Genomic DNA, 18,224 nt, shown 5'->3' with positions numbered 1-18,224 from the left:
GTCGGTAAAAAGCAGATTCCGCACATTTCTATCAATTTTTTCGAGGTGCTTGCCATCTTTCACCTCACTGGTTAGGGTTGAGGGCATGAAAACCTTTGAAACCCTTATCCGCCTCCGCCAACACCGCAGCCTTTGCCTGGTCAGTGCACGACTACCAAGCTGAATCGCGTCGCCTCGCCCATTCCAAGATTCCATGTTTCCGGCAGGCCCGTTCCAGGCCGCATCAAAAGGATTGCTCCCATGTCCATGCTCAAAGACCCTTCGAAGAAATACCGCGCCTTCCCGACCATCGACCTGCCCGACCGTACCTGGCCGTCGAAGACCATCACCCAGGCGCCGATCTGGTGCAGCTCCGACCTGCGCGACGGCAACCAGTCGCTGATCGAGCCGATGGATTCGGAAAAGAAACTGCGCTTCTGGAAGACCCTGGTCAGCGTGGGCGTGAAGGAAATCGAAGCGGCCTTCCCGTCCGCCTCGCAGACCGATTTCGACTTCGTCCGCACCCTGATCGAAGACGGCCACATCCCTGACGACACCACCATCCAGGTTCTGACCCAGGCCCGCGAAGACCTGATCTCGCGCACCTTCGAATCCCTGCGGGGGGCGAAGAAGGCCATCGTCCACCTGTACAACGCCACCAGCCCGTCGTTCCGCCGCATCGTCTTCAACCAGGACAAACAAGGCGTGAAGGACATCGCGGTGAACGCGGCCAAGCTGTTCGTCAAGTACGCCGCCCAGCAGCCGGAAACCCAGTGGACCTTCCAGTACTCGCCGGAGACCTTCAGCGCGACTGAAATGGAATTCGCCAAGGAAGTCTGCGACGCGGTGATCGAGGTGTGGAACCCGACTCCGGAACACAAGATCATCCTCAACCTGCCGGCTACCGTCGAAGTCTCGACGCCGAACGTCTACGCCGACCAGATCGAGTGGTTCTGCCGCAACGTCAACCGCCGTGACAGCGTGATCATCAGCCTGCACTGCCACAACGACCGCGGCACCGGCATCGCCGCCACCGAGCTGGGCCTGATGGCCGGCGCCGACCGTGCCGAAGGCTGCCTGTTCGGCAACGGCGAGCGTACCGGCAACGTCGACCTGGTGACCCTGGCCCTGAACCTCTACACCCAGGGCATCGACCCCGAGCTGGACTTCTCCGACATCGACGGCGTGCGCAAGGTGGTCGAGGAATGCAACCAGTTGCCGGTACACCCACGTCACCCGTATGTCGGCGACCTGGTCCACACCGCATTCTCCGGCTCGCACCAGGACGCCATCCGCAAGGGCTTCGCCCAGCAGAAGGAAGACGCCCTGTGGGAAGTGCCGTACCTGCCGATCGACCCGGCCGACATCGGCCGCAGCTACGAGGCGGTGATCCGCGTCAACAGCCAGTCCGGCAAGGGCGGTATCACCTACCTGCTGGAACAGGAATACGGCATCAGCCTGCCGCGTCGCATGCAGATCGAGTTCAGCCAGGTGGTCCAGGGTGAAACCGACCGTCTCGGCCTGGAAATGACCGCCCAGCAGATCTACAACCTGCTGCACCGCGAATACCTCCAGGCCAACGCGCCGTATGCACTGGTCAGCCACCGCCTGCAGGAAGAAAACGGCCACAGCGCCGTGGAAGTGGAAGTCGCCGGCGAAGGCGAAACCACCCTGCACTGGCGCGGCAAGGGCAACGGTGCCCTGGAAGCCCTGGTCGCCGGCCTGCCGGTTGCCGTGGAGATCATGGACTACAACGAACACGCCATCGGCGCCGGCACCAATGCCAAGGCTGCGGCGTACATCGAACTGCGCGTGGCCGGTGGTCGTCCGGTGCACGGGGTGGGCATCGATGAAAATATCACCACTGCCAGCTTCAAGGCCCTGTTCAGTGCGCTGAACCGCTCCCTGACGCAACAGGCGGCGAGCAAGGCAGCGTAAGCCGCCAGGCACGCTCGCTGCTCGACCAAGGCCCGCCTCCCGAAGGCGGGCTTTTTTTCGTGTGCAAAAAAAAGGGGCGCCGACCAAGCGCCCCGAACAGCCGTAACCACTTATCCTTCGAGCAGCGCCATCGCCTCGGCGCTGCACTTCTCCACGGCGGCCCAGTCGCCGTTCTTGATCCAACTGCTATCCAGCATCCAGGTCCCCCCCACGCACATTACGTTGGGCAGGCCCATGTAGCTGAGCAGGTTATCCGGACGAACCCCGCCAGTCGGGCAGAAACGCACATCGGCAAAGGGCCCGGCATAGGCCTTGATCGCCGCGATGCCGCCGCTGATTTCCGCCGGGAACAGCTTGAAGCGCCGGTAGCCGAGGGCGTAGCCCATCATGATTTCCGACGGCGTGCTGATCCCCGGCAGCAGCGGGATATCGCTTTCGACGCCGGCCTGGAGGATTTCCCGGGTCACGCCGGGGGTGACCACGAACTGCGCGCCCGCCGCCTCCACCGCCTCGAACTGGGCGCGGTCCAGCACGGTACCGGCGCCGATGCACAGCTGCGGACGCTGCTCACGCAACACCTTGATGGCCTTCAGGCCATGCTCGGAGCGCAGGGTCACTTCCAGGGTGCGGATGCCACCGGCGGCCAAGGCATCGGCCAGGGGCAGGATATCGGCCTCGCGGGCGATGGTGATTACCGGCAGGATGCGCGCCTGGTCGCAGATCGCATCGATCCGGGCGATCTTGTCGGCCATCGTCGGCAATGGCGTGGGGCGTTCGAGCGTGGTCATGACAGGGGTCCTTGGCTCATGGGCACCAGTAGATGCTCAAAGGGTCGTGAAGAAAGGCGCGAATCGGCATCTGCGCCGGCTCGTTGCCCGCCAGCGCGGCGCGCAGGGTAGCGAGTTTGCCGGAACCTTGCACGGACAAGGCGGTAAAGCCGGCCGTGGCCAACAGCCGCCGGGTCAGGCTCAGGCGCTGGTGCGGCACGCTCGGGGCCAGCATCGGCAGGCAGCGGCGCTCGCCATCGCGGCGCAGGCCTTCGGCAAGATTGGGGCTGTCCGGGAACAGCGAAGCGGTGTGCCCGTCATCGCCCATGCCCAGCACCAGCACATCGATCGGCGGCAGCTCGGCCAGCGCCTGGTCGGCCGCCAGCGCAGCCGCCTCCAGGCTGGCGGCGTGGCGATAGAGGCCAACTAGGCGCGCCTTCGCCGCCTCGCCCTGAAGCAGATGGCGACGCAACAGGCCTTCGTTGCTGTCGGCATGCTCCACCGGCACCCAGCGCTCGTCGGCGAGGCTGACGGTCACCTTCGACCAGTCCAGCGACTCTTGCGCCAAGACCTGGAAGAACGCAACAGGGCTGCGCCCACCGGATACCACCAAGGTCCCCCCGCCCTGCCCGGCAATCGCTGCGCGCAGGCGCGCGGCGACGTCCGTAGCCAACTGCCGGGCAAGCTGCTCAGCGGTTTTCAATTCATGGATCGTGACCGTCGCCGGCCACTGCACTTCAGATGTCGCCATACCAGGACCTCCCATCGCGGGTAATCAATGCCACCGCCGCCACCGGCCCCCAGGTTCCCGCGGCATAGGGCCGGGGCGCTTCGCCGGATTGCTTCCAGCCGGCGATCAACTGGTCGCACCATTTCCACGCGTACTCGATTTCATCCTTGCGCACGAACAGGTTCTGATTGCCGCGCATCACCTCCAGCAGCAGCCGCTCGTAGGCATCGGGAATCCGTGCGCTGCGGAAGCTGCCGTCGGAAAAATTCAATTGCAGCGGGCTGCTGCGCAGTTGCATGCCTTTGTCCAGGCCCTGTTCCTTGGTCATCACCCGCAGGGAAATGCCCTCGTCCGGCTGCAGGCGGATGATCAGCTTGTTGCCGATCTGCAAACGCTGTTCCGCCGCGAAGATATAGTGCTGCGGTTCCTTGAAGTGAATGACGATCTGCGACAGTTTCTGCGGCATGCGCTTGCCCGTGCGCAGGTAGAACGGCACACCGGCCCAGCGCCAGTTGCGGATATCGGCGCGCAGGGCGACGAAGGTTTCGGTGTCGCTGTGGGTATTGGCGTTCTCTTCGTCGAGATAACCCGGCAGCGCCCGCCCGTCGCTGTGCCCGGCGATGTACTGGCCGCGCACCACGCGGGTGCCCAGGCCTTCGCCGGTGATCGGCGCCAGGGCCTTGAGCACCTTGACCTTCTCGTCGCGGATGCTGTCGGCGGACAGGTCGCTGGGCGGGTCCATGGCGATCAGGCAGAGCAACTGCAGCAAGTGGTTCTGGATCATGTCGCGCAGTTGCCCGGCCTTGTCGAAATAGCCCCAGCGTCCCTCGATGCCGACCTTCTCGGCGACGCTGATTTCCACATGGGAAATCGAGGTCTGGTTCCACTGGGTTTCGAACAGGCTGTTGGCAAAGCGCAGGGCGATCAGGTTCTGCACCGTTTCCTTGCCCAGGTAATGGTCGATGCGATAGATGCGGTTTTCCGGGAAGAACTGCGCCACCGCGTCGTTGACCCGCCGCGACGACTCAAGGTCATGGCCAATGGGCTTCTCCAGCACCACCCGGGTACGCTCGGCCAGGCCGACCTTCGCCAGGTTCTCGCAGATACCTCCGTAGACCGCCGCCGGAGTAGCGAAATAGGCGATCAGCGGCGCTTCGGGGGTGACCTGCGCGGCCAGTGCCGGATAGGCCTGGGCGTCGAGGAAGTCCATATGCAGATAGTTCAGGCGGCCAAGGAAACGCTGCAACACCGTGGTGTCCAGGGTGTCGGACGCGACGAACTCGTGCAGGTGCGCTTCGATCGAGGCCAGGTGCTCCTGCACGTTGCCGGGCTCGCGGGCCAGGGCCAGCAGGCGGGTGCGCTCATGCAGCAGCCCGGCCCGATCGAGCTGGTAGAGGGCCGGGAACAGCTTGCGCAAGGCCAGGTCGCCAAGGGCGCCGAACAGGGCAAAGGTGCAAGGCTCAACACTGATCGAAGACATGATGTAGGTTCTTTTACCGAGTGCGTGTAGAAATATCGCGTTCCAGCAGGGATATCAAGAGCGAATGTAGTAATAACAACAACATCTGACCTGCAAGACAGATACAAGTGGTAGGTCTACCCTGCCATCAGTAGGATACAGACCCTGTAAACCCGGCCCCTGCTTGCGCGAACGGGCCGCACCCCCGACCGAAGGAACCCCAATGGACCGCGTGCGCAATCTTCTGGAGCAGATCCAGGGCCGTCTCGACGAGCTGAACAAGGCCGAACGCAAAGTCGCCGAAGTTATCCTTGCCGCCCCGCAGCAGGCCACCCGCTTCAGCATTGCCGCACTGGCCCAGGCGGCCAAGGTCAGCGAGCCGACGGTCAATCGCTTCTGCCGCTCCTTTGGCGTCAGCGGCTACCCGGAACTCAAGTTGCAACTGGCGCAAAGCCTGGCCAGCGGTGCAGCCTATGTCAGCCGCGCGGTGGAGCCTGACGACGATCCGGCGGCCTTTACCCAGAAAATCTTCGGCAGCACCATCGCCTCCCTCGACAGCGCCTGGCAGCAACTCGACCCGGCGCTGATCAGCCGCGCCGTGGACATGCTGATCCAGGCCCGGCAGATCCATTTCTTCGGCCTCGGCGCCTCGGCGCCGGTGGCGCTGGATGCCCAGCACAAGTTCTTCCGCTTCAACCTCGCGGTTTCCGCCCATGCCGATGTCCTGATGCAGCGCATGCTGGCTTCGGTGGCGCATACCGGTGAGCTGTTCGTGATCATTTCCTATACCGGGCGCACCCGGGAGCTGGTGGAAGTAGCACAACTGGCGCGCGACAACGGCGCCTCGGTACTGGCCCTGACCGCCGCCAACTCGCCCCTGGCCCGGGCCAGCAGCCTGAGCCTGAACATCCCGCTGCCGGAAGACACCGACATCTACATGCCGATGACTTCGCGGATCATCCAGTTGACCGTACTGGACGTGCTGGCCACCGGCATGACCCTGCGCCGCGGCGCGGACTTCCAGCCGCACCTGCGCAAGATCAAGGAAAGCCTGAATGCCAGCCGGTATCCGCTGGATGATGAGCTGGGCTGATCCGGAATCTGCTGGGCTCTTCAGGGCCTCATCGCTGGCAAGTCGGAGCGCCGAACCGCAGCTCCCACAGGGTTTGTGGGAGCTGGCTTGCCAGCGATGAGGCCCTGAAGGTTTGTAAACTTACTACAAGGTTGCCTCAGAACGAGCTCTGCACCTTGATCCCCGCCACCAGCGCGTTGTCGACCTCGTCCACCCCACCCGGGCTCTTGATGTATTGCAGGTTCGGCCGCACGGTCAGCCAGTCGGTGACGTGGAAACCGTAATACAGCTCGGCGTTGTACTCGCTGCGCTGGATCGGCACAAAGGCCGGGTTGTCGTAGTCATCGATACCGTTGCCGGCGTTGATCAGCTCGGCCCGTTTCTTCACGTCGTCGTTGACGTGGATCCGCGCGACGCCAAAGCCGATGTCATCCTTGGGCCGCCCGTCGAACGCGCCCTTGTAGACCAGCCCCACCTGCTGGTAGTTGTCGACCACGTTGGTGTCCTTGTCGTGCACGGTGAAGTTGGCGAACAGACTCAGCCCGCGATTGGCATCGCCCTTGTGCGCGGTGACCTGCTGCTGCGCCACCACCCACCAGCCATGCTTGCTCGAATGGGTACGGTCAGGGTCGCTGATGTCGTCGGCCTTGGCGGTGCTGTAGTAGTACCCCAGGCGGTACTCGCCCGGCAGCCCGCTGACCTGCGGCGACCAGACCAGCTCGACAGGCAGGATCATGCCCTTGGTACCGCTGCCACTGAGCTTGAAGCCGTTGCCGGTTTCCAGGTTCGACGGGTTCTGTTCGAACACCCCGACCTGGGCGAAGAACTCCGGCGTGATGTTGTACTTGACCCGCATCGCCCACTGGCTGACCGGCCAGTTGTACCAGATGCCGCCCACCCAGTTGCCCACCTGCGAACCACAGAACGCCAGGTTCTGGAAATCGCAGGGGAAGCTGTTGAAGTCCTCGCCTTCACCGAAGCGCCCGACCTTCACGTCGAGGGCGCCATCGAAGTATTTCTGCTTGATCCACATCTGCGTCAGCCGCCAGGTCTGGCCACGGCCCCAGACCTCCTGCACCGAGCTGAACTGCCCGGCGCGCGGATCGCTGATCCGGTCGTTGGACAGGTTGCGCCCGCTGCGCTCGGTGATTGCCAGCTTGAACTCGGCATCATGCCAGCCAAGGATCTTTTGCAGATCCAGCTTCATGCCCAGGGCGAACTGGTCGCTGTAGCGCGCGGTGCGGTCGTCGTTGTAGCCGCCGTGCAGGTTGGTCGCCGCCTCGCCGACATAGTCGAGGGTGAAGTCGTAGCCCTTGTCCAGCAGCTCGGTACGGGCCCCGCCCCAGTCGCCGGTCATCCATTTCGACGACGACTCGAAGGCCCCGGCGGCCAGCGCCGGGTTGCTCGCCACCGCCACCAGCACGGCCAGTGGGGTCAATCCTGAAATGCGCTTGAAGTACTCCATCCGTTGTTTCCTCGTTTTCTTGTTATCGATGGTGATTCATGCACGGCAGGCGAAGTTCAAGGCTCAACGCCCTTTGAACTGCGCCACGTTGCCCTTGCTCGCGGGCGGGCTGCCGATCGCACCCAGGCGTTCGCCGCTGGCAGCGTCGAACAGCAGCACCCGGGCAGGATCGAATTGCAGGGTCAGGCTGTCACCGACCCGCGCCGGAACATCCGGCGCCAGGCGGCAGCAGACCTTGGCCTGGTTGAGGGTGACGAACACCAGCAGGTCCGGCCCGGTGGGCTCGGTGATCTGCACCTCGGCGCGGATGCTCGGCATGCCGTTGCCTTCGCCGGGCGCCAGGCTGATCTGTTCCGGGCGAATGCCAAGGATCACGTCGCGATCCTCCAGCCCGGCCTCGCTCAAGCCCAACGGCAGCTCGCAGCGTGCCTGGCCGCTGTCGAGCAGCGCCTGCAGGCGCCCTTCGCGCCGCTGCAGGCGCAGTGGAATGAAGTTCATCGGCGGCGAGCCGATGAAGCTGGCGACGAACAGGTTGGCCGGGTCGTTGTAGATCTGCTGCGGCGTACCGAACTGCTGGATCAGGCCATCCTTCATCACCGCCACCTTGTCACCCAGGGTCATGGCCTCGATCTGGTCGTGGGTGACGTACACCGTGGTGGTCTTCAGGCGCTGGTGCATCAGCTTGATCTCGGTGCGCATCTCCACCCGCAGCTTGGCATCGAGGTTCGACAAGGGTTCGTCGAACAGGTAGATCTTCGGCCGCCGCGCCAGTGCCCGGCCCATGGCCACGCGCTGCTGCTGGCCGCCGGACAGCTGGCCGGGCTTGCGCGCCAACAGGTGCTCGATCTGCAACAGCCGCGCGACCCGCGCCACTTCCTCGTCGATGGCCGCCGCCGGCATCTTGCGGATCTTCAGGCCGAAGGCGATGTTGTCGCGCACGTTCATGGTCGGGTACAACGCGTAGGACTGGAAGACCATGGCGATATCCCGATCCTTGGGGCTCATGCCGCTGATATCGGCCTCATCCACCAGGATCGCCCCGCCGCTGATCTGCTCAAGACCGGCAATGCAGTTCATCAGCGTGGATTTGCCGCAGCCGGAGGGCCCGACGAGGATCAGGAACTCCCCGGAATCGATCTTCAGTTCGATGTTCTTCAAGGTATCCGGCAGACCGCTGCCGTAGCTTTTGTTGACGTTGCGCAGTTCCAGCGTTGCCATGCTTCACCCCTTGACCGCGCCGGCCGTCAGCCCGCGCAGGAAGTATTTGCCCGCAAGGACATAGACCAGCAGGGTCGGCAGGCCGGCGATCATCGCGGCGGCCATGTCGACGTTGTATTCCTTGACCCCGGTGCTGGTGTTGACCAGGTTGTTCAGGGCCACGGTGATCGGTTGGGCGTCGCCGCTGGCGAACACCACGCCGAAGAGGAAGTCGTTCCAGATCTGGGTGAACTGCCAGATCAGGCAGACCATGATGATCGGCACCGACATGGGCAGGAGGATCCGCCCGAAGATGGTGAAGAACCCCGCGCCGTCCAGCCGCGCCGCCTGCACCAGGGCCTGGGGCACGCTGCAGTAGTAGTTGCGGAAGAACAGCGTGGTGAAGGCCAGGCCGTAGACGATATGCACCAGCACCAGGCCGGTGGTGGTGCTGGCCAGGCCGAGCTTGCCCAGGGTGAAGGAGGCCGGCAGCAGCACGGTCTGGAACGGCAGGAAGCAGCCGAACAGGAGCAAGCCGAAGAACAGCTGCGAACCGCGGAAGCGCCACATCGACAGGACGTAGCCGTTGAGCGCGCCGAGCAGGGTCGAGATCAATACCGCCGGCACGGTGATCTTCACCGAGTTCCAGAAATAGCCGCCCACCGTGTCCCAGGCCTTGATCCAGCCGATTCCGGTGATCACCTGCGGCCAGCTCAGCAGGTTGCCGGCGCGGATGTCCTCGGGGGTCTTGAAACTGGTCAGCAGCATGACCAGCAGCGGCACCAGGTACAGGGCGCAGGCGGCCAGCAGGGTGGTGTAGATGGCGATGCGGCTCAGGCGCAGCGATGGGCTAGTCATGGCGCTTGCCTCGCAGTTCCGAATACAGGTACGGCACCAGGATCGCCAAGATCGCGCCCAGCATCAGGATCGCGCTGGCCGAGCCCATGCCCATCTGGCCGCGGCTGAAGGTGAAGGAGTACATGAACATCGCCGGCAGGTCGGAGGCGTAGCCCGGGCCGCCGGCGGTCATGGCCGCCACCAGGTCGAAGCTCTTGATCGCGATGTGGGCAAGGATCATCAGCGCACTGAAGAACACCGGACGCAGGCTCGGCAGGACGATGCGCAGGTAGATGACCGGCAGGCTCGCGCCATCGACCTGGGCGGCACGCACGATGGACGAATCGACGCCGCGCAGACCGGCCAGGAACAGCGCCATGACAAAGCCCGAGGCCTGCCACACGGCAGCGATCACCAGGCAGTAGACGACACGGTCCGGGTCTACCAGCCAGTCGAAGCGAAAGCCCTCCCAGCCCCAGTCGCGCAGCAGCTTGTCCAGGCCCAGGCCGGGATTGAGCAGCCATTTCCAGGCGGTGCCGGTGACGATCATCGACAGCGCCATGGGGTACAAGTAGATGGTGCGGATAAAGCCCTCGCGACGGATGCGCTGATCCAGCAGCACGGCCAGCAGCACTCCGACGGCCAGGCTGATGGCGATGAACAGCCCGCCGAACACCAGCAGGTTCTTGCTTGCCACCCACCAGCGGTCGTTGTCCATCAACCGCGCATACTGGGCCAGCCCGACCCATTTGTAGCTGGGCATGAAGCTGGAGTTGGTGAAGGACAGGATGAAGGTCCAGAGGATGTAGCCATAGAAGCCCACCAGCACGATGAGCATGCTCGGGGCCAGGACCAGCTTGGGCAGCCAGCGCTGGAGGGCGTCCAGGGGGGAGGCTCGCCGCTGGGCGATTGCAGTGGTCATGATCGGGGATCTCCGGTGTTTGGGAGGGCCTCATCGCTGGCAAGCCAGCTCCCACAGGTTCAGCGGTATGAGCTGGCTTGCCAGCGACTGGGGGCTACCTGGCCGCCTTGATCGCCGCGTTGAGCTGCTTCACCGCCGTCGCCGGCTCGGCCTGGGGATCATTGAGGAAGTTGGTCACCACATCGAAGATGGCGCCCTGCACCGCCAGGGTCGTGGCCATGTTGTGCGCCATGCTCGGTTGCAGGCCGTCGCCCTTGGCCGCTTCCTTGAAGTCCGCCGCCGATTTCTGCGTGCAGGCGTCGAACTTGCTCATGTCCATGTCCTGGCGCACCGGCAGCGAGCCCTTGTTCTGGTTGAACACGGTCTGGAACTCCGGCTCCAGGGCGACCTTGGCCAGGTCGTTCTGCGCCTTGATGTCGTTGGCGTCCTTGAGCTTGAACATCGCCAGCGAGTCGATGTTGTAGGCGAAGCTGCCCTGGGTCCCGGGGAAGGCCACGCACTGGTAGTCCTTGCCAGCCACCTTGCCGGCGGCGCTCCACTCGCTCTTGGCCCAGTCGCCCATGATCTGCATGCCGGCCTTGCCATTGATGACCTCGGCGGCGGCGATGTTCCAGTCGCGCCCGGCGCGGTTGGGGTCCATGTAGGTGCCGAGGCGCTTGAGGGTGGCGAAGGCCTCGGTCATCTGCGGTCCGGTCAGGGTCTTCTCGTCGAGGTCGACGAAGGCAGCGTGGTAGCCCTTGGGCCCGAGGATGCTCAGCACCAGGTCTTCGAACACCGTGCTGTCCTGCCAGGGCTGGCCGCCGTGGGCCAGGGGAATGAAACCGGCGGCCTTGAGCTTGTCGGCGGCAGCGAAGAGCTCATCGAGGGTGGTAGGGACCTTAGCCCCGGCCTTGTCGAACACCTGCGGGTTGATCCACAGCCAGTTGACCCGGTGGATGTTCACCGGCACTGCTACATAGTGGCCGTCGTATTTCATGATATCGGCGACCTGCCTGGGCAGCAGGTCGTCCCACTTGTTGGCGGCGGCCACGTCATCCAGTTCGGTGAGCAGGCCGAGGGCGCCCCATTCCTGGATATCCGGGCCCTTGATCTGCGCGGCGGAAGGCGGGTTGCCGGAAATGGCGCGAGTTTTCAGCACGGTCATGGCGGCAGCACCACCGCCACCGGCGACGGCGTTGTCCTTCCAGATGAAACCATCTTTCTGGATCTGCTGCTTGAGGGTCTCGACGGCCTTGGCTTCGCCGCCGGAGGTCCACCAGTGGAGAACGTCCACGGTGCCAGGATTGTCGGCGGCCAAGGCAGAAAGGGGGAACAGCGAGGCGAGGGAAACGACGGCGGCGAGACGGGTGATCGCATTCATCGGGAGAAGCCTTTTTGTTGTTTTGCCTGGAGTCTAAACAGGGGATCTGATGGTGGAGGTAACGAAGGGATGCGGGAATGTCACCAAACAGTGACATTAGCGGTGATCCTTCAGGCCTCATCGCTGGCAAGCCAGCTCCCACAGGTTTCGCGGCGCACACAGAACCTGTGGGAGCTGGCTTGCCAGCGATAGGGCCCGGGAAATCAATCAAGATACCGGGGCAGGCTCAGGGTCACTCTCAACCCACCCTCGCGCAGATTCCTCAAACTCACCTCCCCGCCATGGCTATGGGCAATATTCCTGGCAATCCCCAGGCCCAGGCCATACCCCTGCTGCTTCCCGGCCAGGCGGAAATGCGGTTCGAACACCTGTTCCAGCTGTTGCGCCGGCACCCCGGGCCCTTCGTCGTCCACATGCAGGACGAAGCTGTCCTCGCCATCGATGATCCGCAGATGCGCGCGCTCGCCATATTTCAACGCGTTGTCGATCAGGTTGCCGATACAGCGGCGCAAGGCCAGCGGCTTGCCCGGGTAGGCGGCCTCGGCATGCCCTCGGATGGTCACCCGGCCACTGGCAAGGTAAGGCTCGACCAGGCATTCCAGCACCTGGTTCAGATCGATGGCTTCGATGTTCTCGTGGATATCCGTGTCCTTCACGCATTGCAGTGCGCCTTTCACCAGCATCTCCAGTTCGTCCAGATCCCGTCCGAACTTCGCCTGCACCTGCTCGTCCTCCAGCAGTTCGACGCGCAAGCGCAAGCGCGTGATCGGCGTACGCAGGTCGTGGGAGATCGCGCTGAACAATTGGCTGCGCTCGGTGAGATAGCGGCTGATGCGCTCGCGCATGGCATTGAAGGCGCGCGCCACTTCCTCCACCTCGCTGCCGCCGCCCTCCACCACCGGCGCCACATCCGCGCCGAGGGACATTTCCCGCGCCGCCAGGGCCAGGCGCTTGAGCGGCCTGCTCTGCCAATGGACCAGCAGGCCGATGAACAGCAGCAGGAAGAAACTGGTGAAACCGATGAACAATACCTGCTGACGCGGCAGCCCTTCATCTTCGAGGGTGGTGTAGGGCTCGGGCAGCAGCGAGGCGATATACAGCCACTCGCCCTCGGCCAGGCGGATCTGGGTAACCAGCACCGGCGGTTCCACCGGTTCCAGCGTGAGCGCGTAATGCGCCCAGGAACGCGGCAGTTCGTCGAGCTTCAGGCCACTGTTGAAAATCCGCAGGTCCTGCGGGCTGACGAACTCCACCGAAATGCGCATCTCGCCCAGGCGCTGGCGCAGCACTTCGTCCACCGCGGCGATGACCGCCTCCTTGCGCGGCGTGCTGGGCAGTACCTGCATGTCCAGCGGGCGATCGTTGAGGGAGACGAAGAAGCGCGTGCCGCCCATGCTGCGCAACTGGTCCAGCACCAGCGGCCGATAGGCCAAGGGCAGCGAGCGGAAGTAGCTGACGCTGGCGCTCATCGAATGCGCCAGGCTGCGCGCACTGGCGACCAGCCCCTCGCGCTGGCTGGCACGCAGTTGCGACAGCCAGATCAGGCTCGACAGGCCCTGGGCCAGCAACACCACCAGCAAGGTCAGCAGCAGCATCCGCCCCAGCAGCGAACGCGGCAGCGGCAGGCGCCGGCGGCGCTCAGTGCGACGCAGCAACACTGGCCGCCAGCAGGTAACCGCTGCCCCGCACGGTCCGGATCAGCCGCGGCGGCTTGCCGGTGTCGCGCAGGCGCTGGCGCAGACGGCTGACCGCCATATCGACGATGCGATCCAGTGGCATCGGCTCGCGTCCACGCGTGGCATTGCCGATGGTGTCGCGGTCGAGGATCTGTTGCGGATGATCGAGGAAAAGCTTGAGCAGGGCGAAGTCGGCGCCCGACAGAATCACTTCCTCGCCGTCGCGATGGAACAGGCGATGGCTGACGGTATCCAGGCGCCACTCATCGAAGGCCAGCACCTCGCCGCCTGGGGCCTGGAACCCGGCCCGGCGCAACAGCGCCTTGATCCGCGCCTGCAGTTCGCGCGGGCTGAAGGGTTTGCCGAGGTAGTCGTCGGCACCCAGCTCCAGGCCGATCACCCGATCAGCCTCGTCGGAGCTGGCGGTCAGCATGATGATCGGCACCCGCGCCTGGCGTGGATGTTCGCGCACCCAGCGGCACAGGCTGAAACCGTCCTCGTCGGGCAGCATCACATCGAGGATCACCAGGTCGCTGCCCTCGGCATCCAGCGCCTGGCGAAACGCCTGGCCGTCGGCCACGGCGCGCACCTGGAAACCGCAACGGCTCAGGTAGGCGTCCAGCAGTTCACGGATGTCCTGGTCGTCATCCACCAGCAGAATCGACTTGCTCACAAAAGAGGTCCTTGTCCTTGCCCGGGAATCAAGCCCCGGAGGTTCCCGCCAGCGCTTGCTGCAATGCCACGCCGGCACCCAGCAGCCCGGAGAATTCGGCGGTCACCAGCCACACCGGGATGCCCTGGAAATAGCCGCTCATGCAGCCTTTGTCAGCAAAGCTTTCGGCAAAGCCGCTGCGCAGGAACAGGCGGCTGAAACGCGGCACCACGCCGCCGACGATATACACCCCGCCGCGTCCGCCGAGGGTCAGCACACCGTTGCCGGCGACCCGGCCGAGAAAGCGGCAGAACTGCTCGATCACCGCCAGCGCCACCGGCTCGCCCGACAGCGCGGCTTCGGTGATGGCGGCGGGCGTCGCCAGGGTCGGCGCGTGGCCGTCGAGGCTGCAGATGGCGTGGTACAAGCGCAAAAGTCCGCCACCGCTCAATACGGTGTCGGCACTGACGTGCCCGGTATGTTCGGCGATGGCCTGGCGAATTGCTGCCTCGCGGGCGTCATTGACCGGCAGATCGACATGCCCGCCTTCACCCGGCACGGCCAGCCAGCGCCCCTCTTCCAGACGCAACAGGCTGGCCACACCAAGGCCGGTGCCGGGGCCGATGATCAGCGCCGGGCGACTCAGGTCGGCCTCGCCGGCGCAAACATTGACCCGCTCGTGCGGTTGCAGGTGGGTCATGCCCAGGGCCATGGCGAAGAAATCGTTGATCAGCAGCAGGTGCTCGACCTGCAAGGCAGCGCAGCAAATGCTGCGGTTGATCCGCCAGTGACTGTTGGTAAAGCGGAACTCCTCGCCGGACACCGGTCCGGCCACCGCCAGGCACACCGCCTGCAGCTCGCCACGGGCAATGCCCTGGCCGTCCAGGTAAACGCCGATGGCCTGTTCCGGGCTGCTGTAGTCCGCCACCTGGAACACCTGCACGGCATGCAGGGCATCGTCGCGCCACAGGGCGAAACGGGCGTTGGTCCCGCCGATATCGCCTACCAGCGAAACGCTCATTTGCACCCCTCCAGCGCCTGGGTGAAGGCACTTGCGCCCTTCTCCGCCGGGCTGAAGGCCTGGCGCATGAAGCCGAACAGCTCACGGCCACAGCCAAGGTCATTGCCCAGTGGCGCGGCGGCAAGCTCGCGGGCCGCCAGTTCATCGTCCGGTACCCGCACCAGCAGGCTGCCGGTGGCGCCATCGACGCGCACGATATCGCCGTCGCGCACCCGGGCCAGCGGCCCGCCGTCATAGGCTTCGGGGCAGACATGGATGGCCGCCGGGATCTTGCCCGAGGCACCGGACATGCGCCCGTCGGTGACCAGCGCGACCTTGAAGCCGCGGTCCTGCAGCACACCAAGGAACGGCGTCATCTTGTGCAGCTCGGGCATGCCGTTGCAGCGCGGGCCTTGGAAGCGCATCACGGCGACGAAGTCGCGCTCCAGTTCGCCGGCCTTGAAGGCATCGGCCAACGCCTGCTGGTCGTGGAAGACCCGCGCCGGCGCCTCGACCACCTGGTGCTCCGGAGCCACGGCCGAGACCTTCATTACGCCCCGGCCCAGGTTGCCCTCCATCACCCGCAATCCGCCTTCGGCGGAGAACGGCCGGGCCACCGGGCGCAGGATCGACTCGTCGAGACTTTGCCGCGGCCCCTCGCGCCACACCAACGCGTCGCCATCGAGGAAGGGTTCCTCGACATAGCGGCGCAGGCCTCGACCGGCCACGGTGTTGACGTCCTCGTGCAGCAGGCCGGCATCGAGCAGCTCGCGGATCAGGAAGGCCATGCCTCCGGCCGCCTGGAAGTGGTTGATATCGGCCTTGCCGTTCGGATAGACGTGGCAAAGGGTCGGAACCACTTCGGAAAGATCGGCCATGTCCTGCCAAGTCAACTGGATTCCGGCGGCCTGGGCGATGGCCGGAATATGCAGGGTGTGGTTGGTGGAGCCGCCGGTGGCGTGCAGGGCCACCACCGAGTTGACGATCACCTTTTCGTCGACGATTTCGCCGATCGGCATGAAGTTGCCGCTGGCCTTGGTCAGCCGGGTGACCTGCTGCGCGGCCGCCACGGTCAGGGCATCGCGCAGCGGCGTATAGGGGTTGACGAAGGACGCACCAGGCAGGTGCAGGCCCATCACTTCCATGAGCAACTGGTTGGTATTGGCGGTGCCGTAGAAGGTGCAGGTGCCGGGGCTGTGGTAGGACTTCATCTCCGACTCCAGCAACTGTTCGCGGCTGGCCTTGCCTTCGGCGTAGAGCTGGCGCACCTCGGCCTTTTCCTTGTTGGAAATGCCCGAGGGCATCGGTCCACCGGGGACGAACAGCATCGGCAGATGACCGAAGCGCAGTGCGCCCATCATCAGGCCGGGGACGATCTTGTCGCAGATGCCAAGCATCAGCGCCGCATCGAACAGGTTGTGCGACAGCGCCACGGCGGTGGACATGGCGATCACCTCGCGGCTGGCGATGCCGATCTCCATGCCCGGCTCACCCTGGGTGACACCGTCGCACATGGCCGGCACCCCACCGGCGAACTGGCCGACCGAACCTATATCGCGCAGGGCCTGCTTGATCTGCTCGGGGTAGTGCTCGTAGGGCTGGTGGGCGGAGAGCAGGTCGTTGTAGGCGGAGACGATGGCGACGTTGGCCGAATCGCTCAGGCGCAGGGTCTGCTTGTCGTCGGCACCACAGCCGGCCACGGCATGGGCGAAGTTGGCGCATTGCAGGCGGGCACGCATCGGGCCGTCGCTGGCGGCGCCGCGGATCAGTTGCAGGTAGCGTTCACGGGTGGGACGGCTGCGGGCGATCAACCGCTCGGTGACCTCGACAATACGCGGATGCATGAACTCGACTCCAGGCTAAACGGTGGTGGCGACGCTCTGGCGATTTTCCCTTCCAAACGATTGCGCCTACGCTCAGGCCAAGTGTCGGTAGAAAAGGACTGGATCGCTCGACGTGGTAATTCGAACAAAATATTGCCAGCAGCTACGCTTGTTTTCTATCTGTTTCCGATTAATCTTGTAATTACAACAACAAAATTCCGTACAGTACGCGAGGTGGTGCCATGACTATCCGGATTGCAATCAACGGCTTCGGCCGCATCGGCCGCAACCTGCTGCGCGCACTCTATACCCAAGGCTACCGCCGCGACCTGCAGGTCGTCGCCATCAACGATCTGGGCGACAGCGCCATCAATGCCCACCTGCTCCGCTACGACAGCGTCCACGGCCATTTTGCCGCCGAGGTGTCCTTCGACCAGGAGAGCCTGACGGTCAACGGCGACCGCATTGCCGTCAGTGCCATCCGCAACCCGGCGGAACTGCCGTGGCGGGCCGAGGGTGTCGATGTGGTGTTCGAATGCACCGGGCTGTTTACCGATCGCACCAAGGCAGCGGCGCATATTAGCGCCGGAGCGCGCAAGGTGATCATCTCGGCGCCGGCCAAGGGCGCGGATGCCACTGTAGTCCATGGCGTCAACCACGACATCCTGCGCGCCTCGCACCAGATCATTTCCAACGCCTCCTGCACCACCAACTGCCTGGCTCCCGTGGCCCAGGTGCTGCACCGCGAGCTGGGCATCGAACAGGGCCTGATGACCACCATACACGCCTATACCAACGACCAGAGCCTGACCGATGGTTACCACAGCGATCCCTACCGCGCCCGCGCCGCGACCCAATCGATGATCCCGAGCAAGACCGGGGCCGCCGAGGCGGTGGGCCTGGTCCTGCCGGAACTGGCCGGCAAGCTCACCGGCATGGCGGTACGGGTGCCGGTGATCAATGTGTCGCTGGTGGACCTGACCGTCACCCTCGCCCGGCCGACCACGGCCGAGGACGTCAATGCGCTGTTCAAGGAAGCCAGTCGCGGGTCGAAAATCCTCGGTTACAACGATCTGCCGCTGGTGTCCTGCGACTTCAACCACAACCCGTTGTCGTCGATCTTCGATGCCAATCACACCAAAGCCAGCGGGAAATTGCTGAAGGTGATGGCCTGGTACGACAACGAATGGGGCTTCTGCAACCGCATGCTGGATAACTGCCTGGCACTGTGGAACGCTCGCTAGACGGGGCTTGTGGCGGTTTGCTGTAGGACGTTTCGGCTAATGCCCTACGGCGCTGCCCTACTTAACGCTTGACCGAAACCGTTAATGACAATCAATATCATTA

At 64.4% G+C, this 18,224-nt stretch carries 15 protein-coding genes; 3 read left to right on the top strand and 12 right to left on the bottom strand.

Going from position 1 to position 18,224, the window contains the following annotated elements:
- The first annotated feature begins 240 nt into the window (after positions 1-240).
- Positions 241-1,917: a 2-isopropylmalate synthase gene (gene leuA, locus N7650_RS04620; protein WP_064301672.1), complete on the top strand. Its 1,677-nt coding sequence runs from the start codon at positions 241-243 to the stop codon at positions 1,915-1,917.
- 110 nt (positions 1,918-2,027) lie between these two features.
- On the opposite strand, the gene N7650_RS04615 is transcribed toward leuA, so the two are convergent.
- The 3 genes from N7650_RS04615 to zwf are packed head-to-tail and all read right to left on the bottom strand — an operon-like array spanning position 2,028 to position 4,894.
- The gene (locus tag N7650_RS04615; protein WP_064301669.1) at positions 2,028-2,705 is read right to left on the bottom strand and encodes a bifunctional 4-hydroxy-2-oxoglutarate aldolase/2-dehydro-3-deoxy-phosphogluconate aldolase; all 678 of its coding nucleotides are present in this window, start codon (positions 2,703-2,705) and stop codon (positions 2,028-2,030) included.
- Between the two features lie 16 nt (positions 2,706-2,721).
- Positions 2,722-3,435 carry a 6-phosphogluconolactonase gene (gene pgl, locus N7650_RS04610; RefSeq protein ID WP_279897218.1) on the bottom strand — a complete coding sequence of 238 codons (714 nt, stop codon included), beginning with the start codon at positions 3,433-3,435 and terminating at the stop codon, positions 2,722-2,724.
- Entirely contained in the window at positions 3,422-4,894 is a 1,473-nt protein-coding gene (gene zwf / locus N7650_RS04605) for a glucose-6-phosphate dehydrogenase (protein WP_064301667.1), read from the bottom strand. Before zwf ends, pgl begins: the two co-directional genes overlap by 14 nt.
- 211 nt (positions 4,895-5,105) lie before the next feature.
- Here zwf and N7650_RS04600 point away from each other — a divergent pair, with 211 nt between their 5' ends.
- A complete protein-coding gene (locus N7650_RS04600; RefSeq protein ID WP_205884576.1) occupies positions 5,106-5,966 on the top strand; it encodes a MurR/RpiR family transcriptional regulator in 861 nt (286 codons plus the stop codon).
- A gap of 136 nt (positions 5,967-6,102) precedes the next feature.
- On the opposite strand, the gene N7650_RS04595 is transcribed toward N7650_RS04600, so the two are convergent.
- The 9 genes from N7650_RS04595 to edd all read right to left on the bottom strand — a co-directional run bounded on the left by N7650_RS04595 (position 6,103) and on the right by edd (position 16,898).
- Positions 6,103-7,410, bottom strand: coding sequence for a carbohydrate porin (locus tag N7650_RS04595; protein ID WP_009398303.1), 1,308 nt, complete (start codon positions 7,408-7,410; stop codon positions 6,103-6,105).
- 63 nt (positions 7,411-7,473) lie between these two features.
- A complete protein-coding gene (locus tag N7650_RS04590; RefSeq protein WP_279897217.1) occupies positions 7,474-8,628 on the bottom strand; it encodes an ABC transporter ATP-binding protein in 1,155 nt (384 codons plus the stop codon).
- Positions 8,629-8,631: 3 nt separating this feature from the next.
- Entirely contained in the window at positions 8,632-9,465 is an 834-nt protein-coding gene (locus N7650_RS04585) for a carbohydrate ABC transporter permease (protein WP_009398300.1), read from the bottom strand.
- Positions 9,458-10,366 carry a sugar ABC transporter permease gene (locus N7650_RS04580; RefSeq protein ID WP_064301665.1) on the bottom strand — a complete coding sequence of 303 codons (909 nt, stop codon included), beginning with the start codon at positions 10,364-10,366 and terminating at the stop codon, positions 9,458-9,460. Before N7650_RS04580 ends, N7650_RS04585 begins: the two co-directional genes overlap by 8 nt.
- A gap of 94 nt (positions 10,367-10,460) precedes the next feature.
- Complete coding sequence (locus tag N7650_RS04575) at positions 10,461-11,726, bottom strand: ABC transporter substrate-binding protein (RefSeq protein WP_009398295.1); 1,266 nt, start codon at positions 11,724-11,726, stop codon at positions 10,461-10,463.
- Between the two features lie 203 nt (positions 11,727-11,929).
- Positions 11,930-13,345 carry an ATP-binding protein gene (locus tag N7650_RS04570; protein ID WP_279897243.1) on the bottom strand — a complete coding sequence of 472 codons (1,416 nt, stop codon included), beginning with the start codon at positions 13,343-13,345 and terminating at the stop codon, positions 11,930-11,932.
- Positions 13,346-13,364: 19 nt separating this feature from the next.
- On the bottom strand, positions 13,365-14,075 hold the full coding sequence (locus N7650_RS04565; RefSeq protein WP_009398290.1) for a response regulator: 711 nt from the start codon (positions 14,073-14,075) through the stop codon (positions 13,365-13,367).
- A gap of 28 nt (positions 14,076-14,103) precedes the next feature.
- A complete protein-coding gene (locus N7650_RS04560) occupies positions 14,104-15,075 on the bottom strand; it encodes a glucokinase (protein ID WP_009398289.1) in 972 nt (323 codons plus the stop codon).
- Positions 15,072-16,898, bottom strand: a complete 1,827-nt coding sequence (gene edd / locus N7650_RS04555; RefSeq protein ID WP_279897216.1) for a phosphogluconate dehydratase — start codon at positions 16,896-16,898, stop codon at positions 15,072-15,074. The genes N7650_RS04560 and edd overlap by 4 nt, the downstream gene beginning before the upstream one ends.
- A 221-nt stretch (positions 16,899-17,119) precedes the next feature.
- Here edd and gap point away from each other — a divergent pair, with 221 nt between their 5' ends.
- Positions 17,120-18,121: a type I glyceraldehyde-3-phosphate dehydrogenase gene (gene gap / locus N7650_RS04550; protein ID WP_279897215.1), complete on the top strand. Its 1,002-nt coding sequence runs from the start codon at positions 17,120-17,122 to the stop codon at positions 18,119-18,121.
- Positions 18,122-18,224 lie beyond the last annotated feature (103 nt).

Source organism: Pseudomonas sp. GD04058, from assembly GCF_029836855.1.
Lineage (GTDB): Bacteria > Pseudomonadota > Gammaproteobacteria > Pseudomonadales > Pseudomonadaceae > Aquipseudomonas > Aquipseudomonas bharatica.
This window is presented reverse-complemented; position numbering and strand designations above follow the sequence as displayed.